Here is a 16035-nt window from a genome sequence, read left to right as displayed (position 1 = left end):
TAAAAGAAGAACGACAGGTCAATGCAGGGTTTCGACTTTGCTTGTTTTTTAGCCGCTTCCATGTAACCGTGGGCAGTCTTACACGGCGGGAACGCTTTTTGTTACAGCTATTTCTATGAAAGGGTTGCAATGCTCATTAACGACACACTTCATACAACTTCACCCCTACGCCAGCGCATAAGAGACTACTATCGCATTAGTGAGTCGGTGGCTGTGGATCAAATACTTCCTATCGCCGAGGTTAACCCGCGTGCACGAAGTCGCGCATGGGAACGCGCACGAAAGATGGTGCTTCAAATTCGTCGTGAACAAGAAGGTCACGGTGGCGTTGACGCACTATTGAATGAATACTCGCTATCTACAGCAGAAGGTGTGGTATTGATGTGCTTGGCTGAAGCCCTTTTGCGTGTTCCAGATAAAGCCACTCAAGACGAGCTTATTCGTGACAAATTGTCTCAAGGTCAATGGACGCCGCACTTAGGCAATTCAGAATCTTTATTTGTTAATGCATCGGCCTGGGGCTTATTGTTCACCGGTAACATGGTGAACTATGCCGACAAACGCAAAAAAGAACAGTTTGGTTTATTAAAACAAACCCTTGGCCGCTTAGGTGAACCCGTTATTCGCCGTGCAATGAACATTGCCATGCGCGTTATGGGCCGTCAGTTCGTTATGGGTGAAACCATTGAAGATGCGGTGGATCGCGCCAAAGAGAAAGAAACCAAAGGATATGTGTATTCTTACGATATGCTTGGTGAAGGCGCACGTACCATGCATGATGCTGAGCGTTACTACGATGCATACGTGAAAGCCATTAAAGTTATCGGTAAAGCGGCCAATGGTCGTGGGCCCAAGCGTTCACCGGGGATTTCGGTAAAACTTTCTGCTATTCATCCGCGCTTTGAATTTTCACATCGCGAACGCGCTATGGAAGAAATACCGCCGCGTTTAAAAGCGCTGTGTATGATGGCGAAGGAATACGATATTGGTTTAACGGTAGATGCGGAAGAAGCCGACCGTCTTGAGCTTTCTTTAGATATCATCGAAGCCGTATTTCGCGACGAAGACTTAAACGGTTGGACGGGCTTTGGCTTGGCGGTGCAGGCTTACCAAAAGCGTGCAATCCATGTTATCGAACATTTGCGTGAGCTTACTCTCGAAGTAGGTCGCCCGCTAATGGTGCGTTTGGTTAAAGGCGCATATTGGGATACTGAGATTAAGCTGACCCAACAGGCGGGTCTTGAAGAGTTCCCTGTGTTTACCCGTAAGTCTTCAACCGACGTGTCATACCACGCCTGTGCGAACCGCTTACTTGAGTACCGCGATACCATCTATCCGCAGTTTGCTACGCATAATGCTTACACAGCATCTGTTATTGTTGAGCTTGCTGGCGATGACAAAGAAGGCTTCGAGTTCCAGTGCCTGCACGGTATGGGCGATACCCTTTACGATCAGGTGGTGACCGAAGATAAAATTCAGTGTCGCGTGTACGCGCCAGTTGGTGAACACGAAGACCTCTTGGCCTACTTGGTGCGCCGTCTTCTTGAAAATGGTGCGAACTCATCATTCGTTAACGCGATTGTTGATGATGAGAAGCCAGTTGAAGCCTTGCTTGAAGATCCTGTAGAGAAAACGCAGCGCTTGAAGGTGCGTTATAACAAGTTAATTAAAACGCCACGTGGGCTGTATGCGCCTGAGCGCGATAACTCGCGTGGTTTAGACCTTACCGACACTAATTCGGTAACAGCACTTAAACATGAACTTGAACGCTGGCAGGATTACTACAAAGCGAAAGGCGATATTCCTGCAGGCGCTACACCTGTTGTAAACCCTCTAGATCACAACGACATTGTGGGCTACCACCACTACGCAACGCCCGATGAAATGCGTAAAGCGTTAGATGACACTGATGCAGGTTTTGATGCCTGGTCTAAGCGTGATGTGAGCGAACGTGCAGAGATCCTGAATCGTACGGCAGATGCGCTTGAGCGCCATATGGCTGAGCTTATTGCCATTTGTATGCGCGAAGCGGGTAAAGTTGCGCAAGACAGCATTGATGAAGTACGCGAAGCGGTAGACTTCTGTCGCTATTATGCAGTGCGCGCTGAAGAGCTTGCTGAAGACCAGCGCTTAAAGCCTCGTGGCGTAGTACTTTGTATCAGCCCATGGAACTTCCCATTGGCCATATTCCTTGGACAGGTTACAGCGGCCTTAGCAACGGGCAATACGGTTATTGCTAAACCTGCTGAGCAAACCAGCATTGTTGCACAGCGTGCAATCGACATTATGCACTCGGTAGGTTTACCGGAAGATGCATTAAAGCTTATCGTATCGCCAGGCAAAGAAGTGGGTGAAACCTTATTGCCTGATGAGCGGATTAAAGCGGTAATGTTTACGGGCTCAACGCAAACGGGTACGTTGATTTCACAAGTGCTTGCAGAGCGCGGAGGCGAACAGGTACCGCTTATTGCAGAAACGGGCGGTCAAAACTGTATGATTGTCGATTCGACGGCACTGCCAGAGCAGGTCGTTGACGATGTGATTCGCTCAGGTTTCCAGAGTGCTGGTCAGCGCTGTTCTGCACTTCGTGTGCTCTATGTACAGGAAGAGATTGCAGATGATCTTACTGAAATGCTTATTGGTGCAATGAAGGAGTTAACGGTAGGCGACCCCACGCAGCTAGCAACTGATGTAGGCCCTGTTATCGATGAGAAGGCACTTAAAAGCCTAACAGACCATCAAAAAGCAATGGAAGATAAAGCAAAGCTACTTTATCGCTCACCATTACCTGAGCAATTTGAAAACGGTACCTTCTTCCCACCGACCCTGTATGAAATCAAGAACATTGATGTGTTGGAAAAGGAAGTATTCGGCCCAGTGGTTCATATTGTGCGCTTTAAGTCGAAAGAGCTTGATGGCGTACTAGAGCAAATTAACGGCACGGGCTATGGCTTAACAATGGGTGTTCACTCGCGCATTGAAGAGCGTGCTAATGAAATTGCAGCAAAAAGTCGCGCAGGTAACGTTTATATTAACCGCGATATCATTGGCGCTATCGTTGGTGTTCAGCCGTTTGGTGGCCGAGGGCTATCTGGTACGGGTCCAAAAGCAGGTGGTCCTAATTATTTGTCTCGCTTGATGATGGAGCGCGCTACGCCTAAGCCTTCACATATTGATGATGTAGACGGCACTGATACTGCACTTGTAGGTGATGAAAAGATTGCCGAACGTGCTCACGTTATGATGGATAGAGCGAAAGCAGTGGAAGTGCAGTGGCGTCATACGCCGTTGAACGACCGCATCTCTATGGTACGCCAACTTCTAGCGAAAATTGCGAAAGTAGACATTGTTGACGAGCTAGCCGACGATCTAAACCGTACACTTGCGACGGCGCGTCAGCAGCTGATCAGCGTTGAGCGCAAGTTAGCAAAACCACAAGTTCTGCCGGGGCCAACAGGTGAGTCGAACAAACTTTACTTAGAGCCGCGCGGTATCTTGGTATGTTTTGCCGATAAAGAAGTAACCTTTGAATATTGGTTACTCTCTGTTGTAACAGCACTTTCAACCGGCAACCCAGTAGTGTCAGTTGTGTCTGAAATCTTTTATGATGAAGCCGTAGAAATTCAGAACAAGTTTGAATCGACAGGCGCACCAAAAGGCTTATTCCAAGTAGCGCGCCTTGCCCACTTAGATACCCTGTTGATGGATGAAGATTTATCGGGTGTTGTAGTGGATTCGAGTACTGAACGTACGGCGAGAATCTCGGCCATGCTGTCTTCTCGTGAAGGGGCTATTTTGCCGGTGATTACCGCGGAATATAACGATAACCTTATTCAGCGTTTGATGACCGAAAAAACTATCAGTATTGATACAACGGCATCAGGTGGCAACACGTCGTTGATGACCCTAGTTGAAGATGATGAATAAGCGGTAGCGTTTGCTTCAAATAGCTAATTAATTAAATAGCGATTGTATCAATATATTAGGCCAGCTTGACGCTGGCCTTTTTTATTTGACTTACTCCAGGCTTCATCTAAGCCTTTCCCCTCTTTTTCTTAGCTCTTTCTCATGCCTTAACCCTGCCTTAACCCCGCGTTTGAAATACTAGCGTCAGTTAATTTAAACAAGTTGCGTATAGGCCTTAAAAAGTAAGCTATGCGCCAAGTAATAGGCATAAGTAATGGGCAAGATAAAACTTACGGTAAATAGTATTACCCTTTGTATTTTATTGTCTGCATGCACAAGTACTGATGACAGAAGGTTGAGCGAATCAGCATCCCTTACAACGGGAAATGATGTTGTGTGGCAGTCCCAAGCGCAGCAACAAGTCTCAGCGCAAACCCTAGTGTTAAATTCAGACGCTGGGTTAACCGACGTAATAGATCTCAATCAGCTTCCGCATTTAGCAGACTATATTGATGAAGCTTTGTCTTCCAATGCAAGTCTGCAGCAGGCGTTAATCACGCTTCGAAAAGCACAAGTTGCTATCGATAGCGCAAAAGCAGACAGAAACGTGAATGTGGACACAAGTTTCTCAGCATCAAAAAGTGAAACTACAGGCAGCAGTTCATCTACTAATACGGACGTAAATACAAGTAATCAGCTAAACAACCCGAGCTATAGCGCAAGTTTAAACGTAAGTTGGGAGCTCGATTTGTGGCAGAAAATTAGCGACGGCATAAGTGCTGCAAACTTAGATGCCGCGAGCGCCAGAGCCAGCTATCAATCGGCCAGAGATTTATTGGTTGCTAGCGTAATAAGAAGCTATATCGATGTACTCACTCAACAGCAATTACTAAATATCGAACAGGCTCGGTTATCGGTACTAGAAAACAACGAAGCAGTGATCTTAACGCGCTATCGCACCGGGCTTGAAAGCCTAGACGATTTAGATACCGCGCGTACAAGCAGTGCAAATACCCGAGCTTCTATTGCCCAGTATGAATATGCTCTGTCATCAGCCAAGCGCACATTGGCAGTACTCCTAGGCAGACAAGACCAATCGCTAAGCGAGCTTGATACGCAGGTGAATTTTCCAGATATTTTGTTGCCGCTTACTAATCTGCCAAAACAAGACCTTGCCCGCAGACCCGACCTTCAGGCGGCCTTCTATACGATACAAGCAACAGAGTTTGAAGTTGATGTGGCCTATAAAGCTTTACTGCCCAGTATTAGTTTATCGGCATCGCTATCTGATTCTGCCTCTACACCCTCACAAGCTTTGTTTACAAACCCTGTATGGACATTGCTTGGACAGATGACGGCACCTCTTTTTCAGGGAGGCGCATTGAGGGCCCAAGTAGAAGACGCAAAACTTACCGCAGCAAATGCTTGGTGGCAGTATCGCGAAACGCTATTAACTGCGGTGCAGGAAACCCAAAACGCACTAGATAGTGAAACTGCCTACAGTGCGCGAATTGGCCATACAAATGTGGCGCTCGCCAATGCTGAGCGCAGTGTAGCTACCATTGAAGGTCAATATCGACAAGGTCTTGCTGATATCTTGGACTTACTTTCTGTGTATGACACGCGCTTTGACTTACAAGCTCAAGCTGTTGAGCTTCACGCCCAAAAATTACAAAACCGAATTGACTTAGGTCTGGCTCTTGGCCTTGGAGTGTCGCAATGAGAAATAAACGAATTATCGTAACCTTGATCGCGGCTGCGAGTATTGCGCTGGCAGTCATGTATACCATGATGAACATGGGGGCTCAGCATCCTGGCGCTCGGCCGCAAGGGGCCTCTGAATCAACCCCGCCAGCTTCACCATTACCAGATGATACTGAGCACTTACCCGATGATGCTGAGCAATTAAAAGATGACGCTTCAACAATGAGACCAGCAGGTGGTGGAAGACCGTCAAGAGGTGACACGGCTGAAGGCACTAAGCTTCGTCCATCTAGGGGAAATGAGAACGAAGTAGCTAAAGAATCAGGTAAAAGGCCATCTGCAGATAGCCCTTCTTACCGAAGCCAAAACGTAAAACAAAGTGCTGATTCTCAGCTAGCTCAAGTCGGGGTTATTAAGGTAACCGCCAACAGCTACAAGGCCAAAGTAAAGGGGTATGGTCAGGTAGTTCCTCAAGATAGCTTGAGCTTAGTCGCACAGGTTAGCGGGCAAGTTACTCACTTATCGCCAGCTTTTAAGACTGGCGCGTTAGTTGAAAGTAACACAGTTTTAGCGCGCATTGATGACACCAGCTATCAGCAGGCATTAGCAAGTGCCAATGCGACCTATCAGACAGCTGTAGTAAGCCTAGAAGAAGAGCGCTTACAGGGGATGCAAGCTAAAGACGAGTGGACACGTTCGGGGCTTGAAGGCGAGCCACTATCCGCGTTGGTTTTAAGAGAGCCACAGCTTAAAGCCGCGCAGGCGACCTTGGATGAAGCCGAGCAGTCGGTAAACTCAGCCAAGCGAGACTTAGCTTTTACAGCATTACGTTCACCTTTTAATGCTGTGGTGGTGAGCCGTGATATAGCGTTGGGAAGCTTTGTTCAGGCCGGCAGTGCTGTCGCAACACTTTATTCTACTGATGCTGCCGAAGTTGCTATAGGGCTCTCTCCGAGCCAATGGACTCAGTTACCTTCGGTTTCTGGAGCGCAGCTCTCTGATGATGCTATTAATTGGTCGGTCACGCTGACCGATACCACCACAGGCAATAAATGGGATGCCAACATCGCTCGCGCTGAATGGCATCAAAGCGATACAACGCGCCAGCGCAACGCTATTGCAGTTATTGAAAAGCCATTAGATCAAGCAAATCCGCTTTTATTCGGCAGCTTTGTGCAGGCAGAAATTGAAGGAAGACAGCTCGAAAATGTATGGAAGCTACCGGCTTCTGCCATTTCACAAAAACAAGAAGTATGGTTGGTAATGCCGGCCACCGGGCAGCTAGCGAAGTTTACTCCCTCAGTGCTTTTTGAAAGCGATGGCTATGCCTACATCACTCCACCTAAGGCGAGTGATATTACTGGCGACATTACCAATGAGTCTAGGAGCAATACGGGCAGTGAAGCCGTGCCAGAACGTGATGGGGAAATTCGCCAAGCGATGGTCGTTGCGCGCCCTTTAAACAGTTACCTGATCAACACGAAAGTTAAGCCTGTTGTGGAAGGACAAACGGGAGGGCAAGCCAATGACAAATAACCGAAACGGCGGGCCTTTTGATGGCAGCGAAGAGCCTAAAGGTAATAGAAATAACGGGAAAAGTCCTCGGGGAATTATCGCTTGGTTTGCACAAAATTCGGTGGCGGCCAATTTACTGATGGTCAGTCTTATCGTACTGGGTTTAGTTTCCATGAACGATATCCGCAAAGAGGCGTTTCCAAGTATGGAGCCACGCTTTGTTACCATATCGATGACATATGACAGCGGTGACCCCAAGCAAGCCGAAGAAGGCATTGCCATCAAAATTGAAACTGCGCTAGAGGCCATTCCCGGCATTAAGCGAATCACGTCTACCTCAAATGCCAGCGGCGCCAGTGTGCAGGTAGAAAAGGAAACCGAATACGATTTAGACACGCTTTTCAACGACATCAAAACCGAAGTAGACAGTATTTCTAACTTCCCGTCGGATGCTGAAAACCCGGTTATCAGCAAAGCGCGCCGCCAAGAGCATGCTATTTGGGTGCAGCTTTATGGTGATGTCGACCACGCTACGCTTCAGTACTTGGGCGAACAATTAGAGCGCGATTTGCTGGCAAAGGAAGACATTCGGGAGGTCAGCGCGGGTAGTTTTGTTGACCCCATGATGTCTATTGAAATAGACGAGGGCAAGCTTCAGGCCTATGGTTTAACGCTATCTGATGTGGCAGATGCGGTAAACCAAGAGTCTAATACCGCCCTTACAACCAGTTTGCGTAACAAAGAAAAAGTAATTCGATTAAAAGCCTCTGAGCAGTCTTATTGGGCGAAAGATTTTGCTGACATTCCCCTTATTGCCGATACCAGTGGTGTAATACTTTCCGTTGGCGATGTGGCGACGGTACGCGATATGTTTGCCGATGACAGCTATCACTTGTCTCGTTACAACGGAACCAATGGATATGGTATTCAGGTGCTAATGGATGAATATGGCGACGTAACGAAAATGGTGCAGCAGGCCCACGAGGTAGTGGATGCGTGGCATGATAAAGGTTTACTACCTCAAGGTGTCGAACTCGAAACCTGGTATGACAAAAGCACGCTCATTACCGAGCGCTTGGAATTGCTTACCAGTAACGCACTAATGGGCATAGTGTTGGTGTTTGTTACCCTTGCTGTGTTTCTTAATTTGCGTGTGGCATTTTGGGTGGCGGCTGGCTTGCCGTTTATTTTCTTCGGCACCTTGTACTTCATGACCGATAGCTACACGGGAATGACGCTAAACGAGATGACCACGTTCGGCTTTATAATGGCACTTGGCATAGTGGTAGACGATGCCGTAGTGGTAGGAGAGAGCGTTTACGCCACGCGAAAACAGCATGGCGATACGTTACATAATACCATTTTAGGTACGCATAAAGTGGCGGTGCCCACACTGTTTGGGGTATTGACAACGGTGGCAACCTTCTTCGCGCTATCGAACGTATCTGGCGGCTTAGGTACCTTGTACTCGCAGTTTGGCACTATTGTTACTTTGTGTTTACTGCTCTCGGTGGTGGAGTCAAAGCTCATTTTGCCCTCGCATTTAGCCCACTTGCCAACCAAACAGAAAACCCGAAAGGGAATAGGCGGCCTGTGGAATAAAGTGCAGCAAAAAGCGGATGGTGGACTTCAATGGTTTAACTACCGAGTCTATCAACGCTTGTTGAAGGTCACTGTAGCCTACCGCTATGCAGCCGTTTTATTGTTTATCGCGCTTTTTATCTTGGTTGTTAGTTTACCGCTAACGGGCGCTGTACGTGTAAGCTTTTTCCCCAGCATGCAAGATGATACTGTTTCGGCGAATATGTCCCTTTATAGTGATGCTAGCTATGGACAGAACGAACGTAACTTAATGCTGCTTGAGAAAAATGCGCTTGAAGCAGATCGGCAGTTATCGCAAGAAAACGGCACTAGTGAAAGCGGTATTAGTAGTTTACAAGTAACGGCGAGTGGCGACCAAAGTGGCACAATCACCATATCACTCGATGAAGACTCGCCTTATTCTTTGGATGAGTTGTCTGCACGCTGGAATGCCTTAACCGGCAGCTTAGAAGGCGTAAAAAGCTTAAAGATACGCTCTCGACGAGAAATGGTAGACGGGTTTAACGTTGAAATTAAAAGCATTAACGACGATACCCTGACAGCTGCTAACGATGCTTTTGTTGAGGTGCTTAACAATATTGATGGCGTCTATGCAGTAGAAAGCTCGCTTACACCCGGCGAAGCCATGATGCGCTTTGAACTTACCCCTGAAGGACGAGCCTTGGGGTTAAATACCCAAAGCCTATCGCAGCAGCTCTTAAAAGCGTTCGGTGGAGAAATTGTTCAGCGCTACCTGCGCGATAAAAACGAAGTGAAAGTGCGGGTACGTTACCCTGAAAAGGATAGGATGAACCCGTCAGATGTAATGAATACCCAGGTACGCCTGGATGATGGCACTGTGGTACCACTTTCCGTAGTGGCGAATGTTATTCAAGATGTACAAGAAAAACAGGTAGTGCGTATAGACGGTTTGCGCGCCTTAACGGTAAGTGCGTCGGTGGATAGCGATGTTATTACTTCTACAGAATTGGTTAACTATCTCAATAGTGAGTTTGTACCCCAGTTAGAACGTCAATACCAAGATTTATCGCTTTATTTTGCCGGTGAAGCCGAGCAGCAAGCGGAAACGCAAAGCTCAATGCAAAGCGTGTTCATACTCGCTTTATTGTCTATTTTTGCATTATTAGCGATACCGCTTAGATCCTATGTGCAGCCGCTCATTATAATGACTGCAATTCCCTTTGGTATCGTGGGAGCCATTCTTGGACACTGGTCAAATGACCTTATGATAAGCCTTCTGTCGTTAAACGGCATATTGGCGCTTAGCGGTGTAGTGGTAAACGATAGCTTGTTGTTAGTTTCACGATTCAACGCTTTACGCGAAGACGGAATGACTGTGAATGCGGCAGTAATTGAAGCGTGCACCAGTCGCTTACGTGCTGTGCTTTTAACTTCAATTACTACCTTTGTAGGTTTGTACCCCATATTAGGGGAAACCTCGGTACAGGCGCAGTTCCTAATTCCGGCAGCTGCCTCATTGGGTTATGGTATTTTGTTTGCCACTCTTATCACGCTTTTATTAATTCCGGCATTGCTGTTAATTTATGAAGATATAAGCCGTTTAATGGCAAAGTATTTGGTTAAACCCTCAACGGAGAGTATGGTTAATGATCCGCGTGTTACTAGTGGAAGATGATATGGGCCTAGCAGGCAATATCATTGACTATTTAGAGCTTGAAGATATGGTGTGTGACCACGCTGCTAATGGCGTGGCAGCACTTACGTTTATGCAATCTAATCCGTATGATGTTGTGGTCTTAGATATCAATTTACCAAGACTTGATGGCTTAAGCGTATGCGAAAAAGTGCGCGGTGACGGCAACGATACACCTATCATTATGCTAACGGCCCGTGACCAGCTAGAAAATAAGCTCGAAGGGTTCCAAAAAGGGGCCGATGATTATTTAGTAAAACCCTTTGATATGCCTGAACTGGTTGCACGAGTTTCAGTGCTGGCGCACAGGCGCTCATCGCAAGTGAAAAGGCTAAACTTCGGTAATGTGAGCTTAGAATTAGGTAGTGAAGTGGCAAGTGTTGATAACACGCCTATTAAGCTAAGTCCTACTGGCTTTACCTTGCTAAAATCCTTATTGCAGCAGCAAGGAAAGGTTATGCCACGGGAGCGTTTACTCGATGCGGTGTGGGGGGAGGACGCGCCCGAAAGTAATGCGCTAAAAGTCCACCTTCACAATTTGCGCAAATCGTTGGCTCAAGCTGAGGCAAACATAGAAATTAAAGCCGTACCGGGCACAGGGTTTTGTGCTGCGCTAAAAAGTGACCAAACGTCGAGCGAGGGCTTTGATAATACATTGTCGTCAAATAAAAGTAAGGACACTGATCAATGGTAAACGGCCTTCGCATCAGCTTAAGACGCTATGTCTTATGGTCGTTACTAAGTTTAGCGACAATAGTCATTGTGCTGTTTTCTATACAAAGTAGCGATAGCTTTTTTGATGGTATGGACGGCATGCTCAGAAATACCATGGTTCGGGCGGCACAAAGTGCAGAGCTTGATAAAAGTAATCATGCGCAGATCCTCGATTTACATGTTTATGCTCATTACAATGACTTGCCTGATGAAGTGAAGAAAAGCTTTTCCAAAGAGCGCTTTGAGCCATATACCCTATTAAAAGATATCAATAAGCCAGATTGGTTTTCTCGCCCAGTTTCGGCGCACTTTGCTGTGTTGGTCCCTCTGGATGATGGAAGGCTTCGATACGTTTCCCAAGTGTTCCGAGCGCCGCCCTCAGATGGTCAAAAGCACTTTAGAATTAACCATGTTATCTACAGTGCTATTGTAGGTTTTGTCGCACTTATTTCCTTTTCTGTCGCACTACTATTTTTAATGCGCAGCGTGTCTCGTCCTATAGAATCATTACAACGCTGGGCAGCCTCTCTTGATGAGAAAGAGCTCGATAAGCCTATTCCTGAGTTTCGCTACAAAGAGCTCAACGCGCTTGCGGCGATAATTCACGGTAGCTTGCAAAACGTACGTACTACGCTTAACCGAGAGCGGGAGTTTGTTAATCACGCCAGCCATGAGCTTAGAACGCCTATTGCCGTTATTAGAAGCAGTGCGGCTTTGCTGCATAGAGTGATCGATAGCGGAAATACCAAAGGCAACAACGCTCTAGCGCGGGTGGACCATGCCTCAAAAACCATGGCGGATTTGACAGAAACATTACTGTGGTTAGGAAGAAATGAAGAGACAGTGCTGCCTAAAGAAAAAGTGAATCTAAAAGCTATGGTTGAGGCACTTAGCCAAGACTTAATGTATTTGCTGTCAGGCAAAAATGTGAATGTGCAATTGTACCTGAATGAGTGTGAATTGATGCTGCCTAAAACCGCAAGCGAAATAGTGATTGGAAACGTAATTCGAAACGCTTACCAGCATACCCAGCAAGGTAAAGTCACTATCACGCTTTCAGGTGCAACGCTTACCGTACTTAATGAAGAAGATGGCATAGAGCAAAACGAAAGTGCCTCTTTGCCGGTAACGCCAAATAGTGAGTTAGATGGCGGTTTTGGAATAGGCTTAAAGCTTATCGATAAGCTATGTACGAAGTTGGAATGGGGATATTCTCACAAGAAGGTTATTGCACCGGTTACACAGGGCAACCACGGTGAGATGGACTCTGTGGCGAGAGGGTATAGCGTTGTTCTTACGCTTAAGTAACACGTAAAAAGGGTAGGTGCTCATAAGTTTATGCACTTTTTTGCTGGTCTATTCTTGCCTGTCTATTTTTGGAAATATTTTACTAAACTTTCCAAGGGCACCTACAAAAAACGCCGATGTTTAACATCGGCGTTCTTTTGTCTGTTTAAGCGCTCATTTTAAATGCTAGCACTACATCCATTCGCTGTTTCTACGTTTGCGCTTAGGAAGGTAAGTGAGCATTACACCAAGCAATATCCCCACGCCTGCCACTATACCACCGCGAGTAAACCAAGTAACAAGCTCATCTTTATTCGCGCTTTCAACCTTGGCGGTTAAGCGAATGATTTGAGATGCTTGTTCGTCGTTTGTCGTGGTAAGTTTAGACACCTTTTGACGAGCATCGTTAAGCTGCTGACGAAGTCTGGCGTTTTCTGACTGTGCAGCTTGCAGATCACTTTGGCTCTCAGCAAGCTTCTCACTAACAATAGGCAACTGCTCAGCCTGCGACATTGTGTTTGACACAAATCGGCTTTCTACCCAGCCTTTACGTCCTTCATCGTCGGTAATTTGCGTGAATTCGGCATCATTGTCGCGCGAAATTACCGTAATAGGGGTGCCAGCTTCAATTGAACCTTGGATACGATAGTTACGACCAGGTCCAGTATGCATAAAGATAAACAAGTCATCTCTTATGTAATGCGAAGAAGACGCTTCTAAGTCAGCGGTATCTTGTAGCGAAAATGCTTGAAAAGAGCATGCAATAAGGGCTGCTGCTAACCACTTTCGAATCATATGGAGTCCAATTTTAGAATTTAAAACGTGAAGATGGTATTGGTTGACCGCGATAAAGGCAAGTTTGTTCCACTTTTGTCTAATTTAAGCGGCTTGTTTAACAGCAGCAACATTGCGAAAAGTGATCGACAAGGGTAAGGTGTCAGCATCATAAGCTGTGCTTAGCGCAACCATGTCAGAAATAGAATTAAAATTTGTAACGGGTGACAATGCTCACCAGGCGTTTACCCAACGTGTACTCCCTCTTTTTGAAAAACACAATATCCAAGTTAACTCTCATCGCGAAATGCGCTTAGAGAACGATTATTACGATACGGATCAGCTCGATTTTCAAAACAATAAAATGGGCTTTCGAGTACGTGGTAATAATGGCGAGTACGAACAAACGTTAAAAACCAACGGTGTAGTAAGCGGTGGCTTGCACAAACGCATGGAATATAACGTAAGTCTTGATAACGCAAGGCCGGATCTCACGTTATTCGAGTCGAATGTGTGGCCCGAAGGTTGGGACATCACAACAAAGAATGCGAGTCTTTCTAAACAGTTCAGTACACACTTTACGCGCAATGCCTATGTGGTTGCTTTAGGCGATAGCCAAGTTGAAATTGTCTTAGACTGCGGTCAAGCTAGTACGGATAAAGCCAACTCCCCCATCAATGAGATTGAGCTTGAATTGATGTCAGGTGACATCAACAGTCTGTTTTCGTTGGCTGTGCTTATTAATGATAATATGCCGGTGCGTCTAAGCGATGTGTCAAAAGCCGCTCAGGGCTATCAGTTGCTACACGGCTTTAACGCTAAAGTTCGCCACCTACCAGACTTTCTAGCCCTTGAAGAGACCACCACCACAGAAGAGGCATTCGGCCAAGCAGTGCAAACCGCTTTGGCACATTGGCAGCATCACGAGCATGTCTTCTGCGAGAGTGGCTCTATAAAAATGCTGGCTGAGGTTGCTAAAAGCGTTAGGTTGCTACTGCAGAGTGTGTCGCTTTATCTACCCGTATTGCAGTGCCCTGAGCTATTAGCCCTGCACAAGAAACTAGTAAGCCATGCGCAAAAGTGGGGCTGGCAAGACGATTTACAAAGTTTGCGCTACTTGCTGTCTAAAAAGAGCATGTTTAACAAAACACTCAGCAAACATCCTGCGGTTGTAAGTTACCTACAAGGACGGCAAACAGGCTTAATGCAGGCCCATGAGCCTGAAAAACTGTTTTTCGACAATGATGCTACAGACATTAAGCTTCACGCTATAAGTCTTATACAGAATAAGCCTTGGCAAAAGGTGGCAACGGGATTTGATCACCCTGTACTTGACCATGCCAAAGGGTGGCTGTCGCAAGGTTGGCAAACTGTTCAGCAAAGTATGCCGCTAAGTAAAACCATGGGGCCTGCCAATTATAGCGCTGTAGAAGTGATGCTTAGGCAGACATTATGGAGTGGTTTTTTGCTTGGTGACCTATTCGTTGAAGAGCGAGGTAACTTTCGTGCGCCCTGGTTAGATTTACTTACCGGCATTGATGAATTAAACGCATTGCTCATGCTAAAGCAATCAATAGACGATGCGGAAGTGGACTCTCACGATGAGGTACGCAAATGGACAGCAGAGAAACTCAGTACGTTAATTCGAATTATGGAGCGAACGCGCACTGTGGCTATGCAACGTGAAATCTACTGGTAACCCATGTCGGTGGACACGTATTGCGTTAGTAAATTTTATCTCAGGGAAGGAGGGCGCTGATGACTTCAAGCTACTTTGATTATTTTCTTTATGCGCTACTAGGCGTTTATATTTTCTGTTTTGCGCGCCTGCTCGTCCAAAAAGTGAATTTAAACAGCATGCGCTGGCTAGTTGGCGCCTTTATCTGCTGGCCACTATTTATGCTAGATGAATGGCTGCGAATAGCGCAAGCGAGCTCACTAGCTATCTTGTATGGTTTATCAGATGTATTTGCCGTCATCGCAATTACTTGTTGTTATCGTGCCATAAAGCCCATGTTATTGGCTTATCCTACGGCAAGAAAGCGGCTATGGTGCCCCGCCGTGGTAACGGCAATTTTTCAATGTACCGTTTTACTTATTCCAGTGGGTGACAAACAGCAATGGCTTTCATCGTCGCCTACTGGCGAGCCTCTATTGTTATGGCCAGCCTATTTGGCCTCACTTTTAACGGGTTTCAGTGTATTGCTTATAGGTATCCTTATCACTGAACACATTCAAATGTACCACAGACATTTACCTGAGCAGGCGGTGGACACTAAAAACTTGAAAATGCCTAAGCTTGCCGGAGTAATGGGAAGCTTGGTCGGTGTTGCCTTTATGAGTATTTTACTTGTTACCGCCGCAACCTTTGGTTTTTTCCCCGTACCTTTTTGGGAAAGCTTTCATCACTTAATGATTGGCTGTGCACTGTTAGTGGTATTGTTTTCACTAACCTTTATTCGCCGAACAGCGCCGTCGCCATTGAACTACGAGCGACTGGACGAAGGCAAAGCCACACCCTACGAGATAAGCAGTATTATTTCTAAAGCAGAACGCTATACCATTGAGTCAAAGGCCTATAAAACCCGCTTTCTTACGCTAAGTGAGTTTTGCAAAGGGGCGGATATCGACCCTACATCTTTCGCTATTGCGCTTCAGCTTACTGAGAAGAAAAACTTCAGGCGGTTTATTTTTCACTACCGATTGGAATACGCAAAAAACGTACTGCTTCGCAGCGACGCTAAGCTTGAAGCCGTGGCAAAACGTATGGGCATAAATTCAGAAAAGTTTTTGAGTGAGTATTTGGTCAAGCACTTAAATTCTCGTTCTTAAAAATAACAAAGATGTTTTACCGGGTGCTTACGCCTGTGAACTACCAA

At 46.3% G+C, this 16035-nt stretch carries 9 protein-coding genes; 8 read left to right on the top strand and 1 reads right to left on the bottom strand.

Annotated elements, in window-relative coordinates; genetic code table 11:
• The first annotated feature begins 129 nt into the window (after positions 1 to 129).
• The 6 genes from putA to ACXAFM_RS06495 all read left to right on the top strand — a co-directional run bounded on the left by putA (position 130) and on the right by ACXAFM_RS06495 (position 12403).
• A complete protein-coding gene (gene putA, locus ACXAFM_RS06520; protein ID WP_474833867.1) occupies positions 130 to 3927 on the top strand; it encodes a bifunctional proline dehydrogenase/L-glutamate gamma-semialdehyde dehydrogenase PutA in 3798 nt (1265 codons plus the stop codon).
• A 253-nt stretch (positions 3928 to 4180) separates the two neighbouring features.
• Entirely contained in the window at positions 4181 to 5629 is a 1449-nt protein-coding gene (locus ACXAFM_RS06515; protein ID WP_474833865.1) for a TolC family protein, read from the top strand.
• Positions 5626 to 7146 carry an efflux RND transporter periplasmic adaptor subunit gene (locus ACXAFM_RS06510; RefSeq protein WP_474833864.1) on the top strand — a complete coding sequence of 507 codons (1521 nt, stop codon included), beginning with the start codon at positions 5626 to 5628 and terminating at the stop codon, positions 7144 to 7146. Before ACXAFM_RS06515 ends, ACXAFM_RS06510 begins: the two co-directional genes overlap by 4 nt.
• Positions 7136 to 10363 (top strand): efflux RND transporter permease subunit, encoded by a 3228-nt coding sequence (locus ACXAFM_RS06505; protein WP_474833862.1) that lies wholly within the window; start codon positions 7136 to 7138, stop codon positions 10361 to 10363. The genes ACXAFM_RS06510 and ACXAFM_RS06505 overlap by 11 nt, the downstream gene beginning before the upstream one ends.
• On the top strand, positions 10335 to 11075 hold the full coding sequence (locus ACXAFM_RS06500) for a response regulator transcription factor (RefSeq protein ID WP_474827965.1): 741 nt from the start codon (positions 10335 to 10337) through the stop codon (positions 11073 to 11075). Before ACXAFM_RS06505 ends, ACXAFM_RS06500 begins: the two co-directional genes overlap by 29 nt.
• On the top strand, positions 11069 to 12403 hold the full coding sequence (locus ACXAFM_RS06495) for a sensor histidine kinase (RefSeq protein WP_474833860.1): 1335 nt from the start codon (positions 11069 to 11071) through the stop codon (positions 12401 to 12403). The genes ACXAFM_RS06500 and ACXAFM_RS06495 overlap by 7 nt, the downstream gene beginning before the upstream one ends.
• Positions 12404 to 12574: 171 nt before the next feature.
• Here ACXAFM_RS06495 and ACXAFM_RS06490 read toward each other — a convergent pair whose 3' ends face one another.
• Positions 12575 to 13177: a TIGR04211 family SH3 domain-containing protein gene (locus tag ACXAFM_RS06490; protein ID WP_474827961.1), complete on the bottom strand. Its 603-nt coding sequence runs from the start codon at positions 13175 to 13177 to the stop codon at positions 12575 to 12577.
• Between the two features lie 172 nt (positions 13178 to 13349).
• On the opposite strand from ACXAFM_RS06490, the gene ACXAFM_RS06485 reads away from it, so the two are divergent.
• Both ACXAFM_RS06485 and ACXAFM_RS06480 read left to right on the top strand, forming a co-directional pair.
• Complete coding sequence (locus ACXAFM_RS06485) at positions 13350 to 14855, top strand: CYTH domain-containing protein (protein WP_474833858.1); 1506 nt, start codon at positions 13350 to 13352, stop codon at positions 14853 to 14855.
• Positions 14856 to 14914: 59 nt separating this feature from the next.
• Complete coding sequence (locus ACXAFM_RS06480) at positions 14915 to 15988, top strand: helix-turn-helix domain-containing protein (RefSeq protein ID WP_474833856.1); 1074 nt, start codon at positions 14915 to 14917, stop codon at positions 15986 to 15988.
• Positions 15989 to 16035: the final 47 nt, after the last annotated feature.

It is taken from the genome of Alteromonas sp. ABD4_190, assembly GCF_056160105.1.
The sequence above is the reverse complement of the archived record's forward strand: the minus strand, read 5'-3'. Positions and strand labels throughout refer to the sequence as shown.

Bases quoted from the DNA above. Each gene is read 5' to 3' on its own strand.
- putA (WP_474833867.1), top strand. From the start codon at position 130: ATGCTCATTAACGACACACTTCATACAACTTCACCCCTACGCCAGCGC.
- ACXAFM_RS06495 (WP_474833860.1), top strand. From the start codon at position 11,069: ATGGTAAACGGCCTTCGCATCAGCTTAAGACGCTATGTCTTATGGTCG.
- ACXAFM_RS06505 (WP_474833862.1), top strand. From the start codon at position 7,136: ATGACAAATAACCGAAACGGCGGGCCTTTTGATGGCAGCGAAGAGCCT.
- ACXAFM_RS06485 (WP_474833858.1), top strand. From the start codon at position 13,350: ATGTCAGAAATAGAATTAAAATTTGTAACGGGTGACAATGCTCACCAG.
- ACXAFM_RS06490 (WP_474827961.1), bottom strand. From the start codon at position 13,177: ATGATTCGAAAGTGGTTAGCAGCAGCCCTTATTGCATGCTCTTTTCAA.
- ACXAFM_RS06480 (WP_474833856.1), top strand. From the start codon at position 14,915: ATGACTTCAAGCTACTTTGATTATTTTCTTTATGCGCTACTAGGCGTT.
- ACXAFM_RS06510 (WP_474833864.1), top strand. From the start codon at position 5,626: ATGAGAAATAAACGAATTATCGTAACCTTGATCGCGGCTGCGAGTATT.
- ACXAFM_RS06515 (WP_474833865.1), top strand. From the start codon at position 4,181: ATGGGCAAGATAAAACTTACGGTAAATAGTATTACCCTTTGTATTTTA.
- ACXAFM_RS06500 (WP_474827965.1), top strand. From the start codon at position 10,335: ATGATCCGCGTGTTACTAGTGGAAGATGATATGGGCCTAGCAGGCAAT.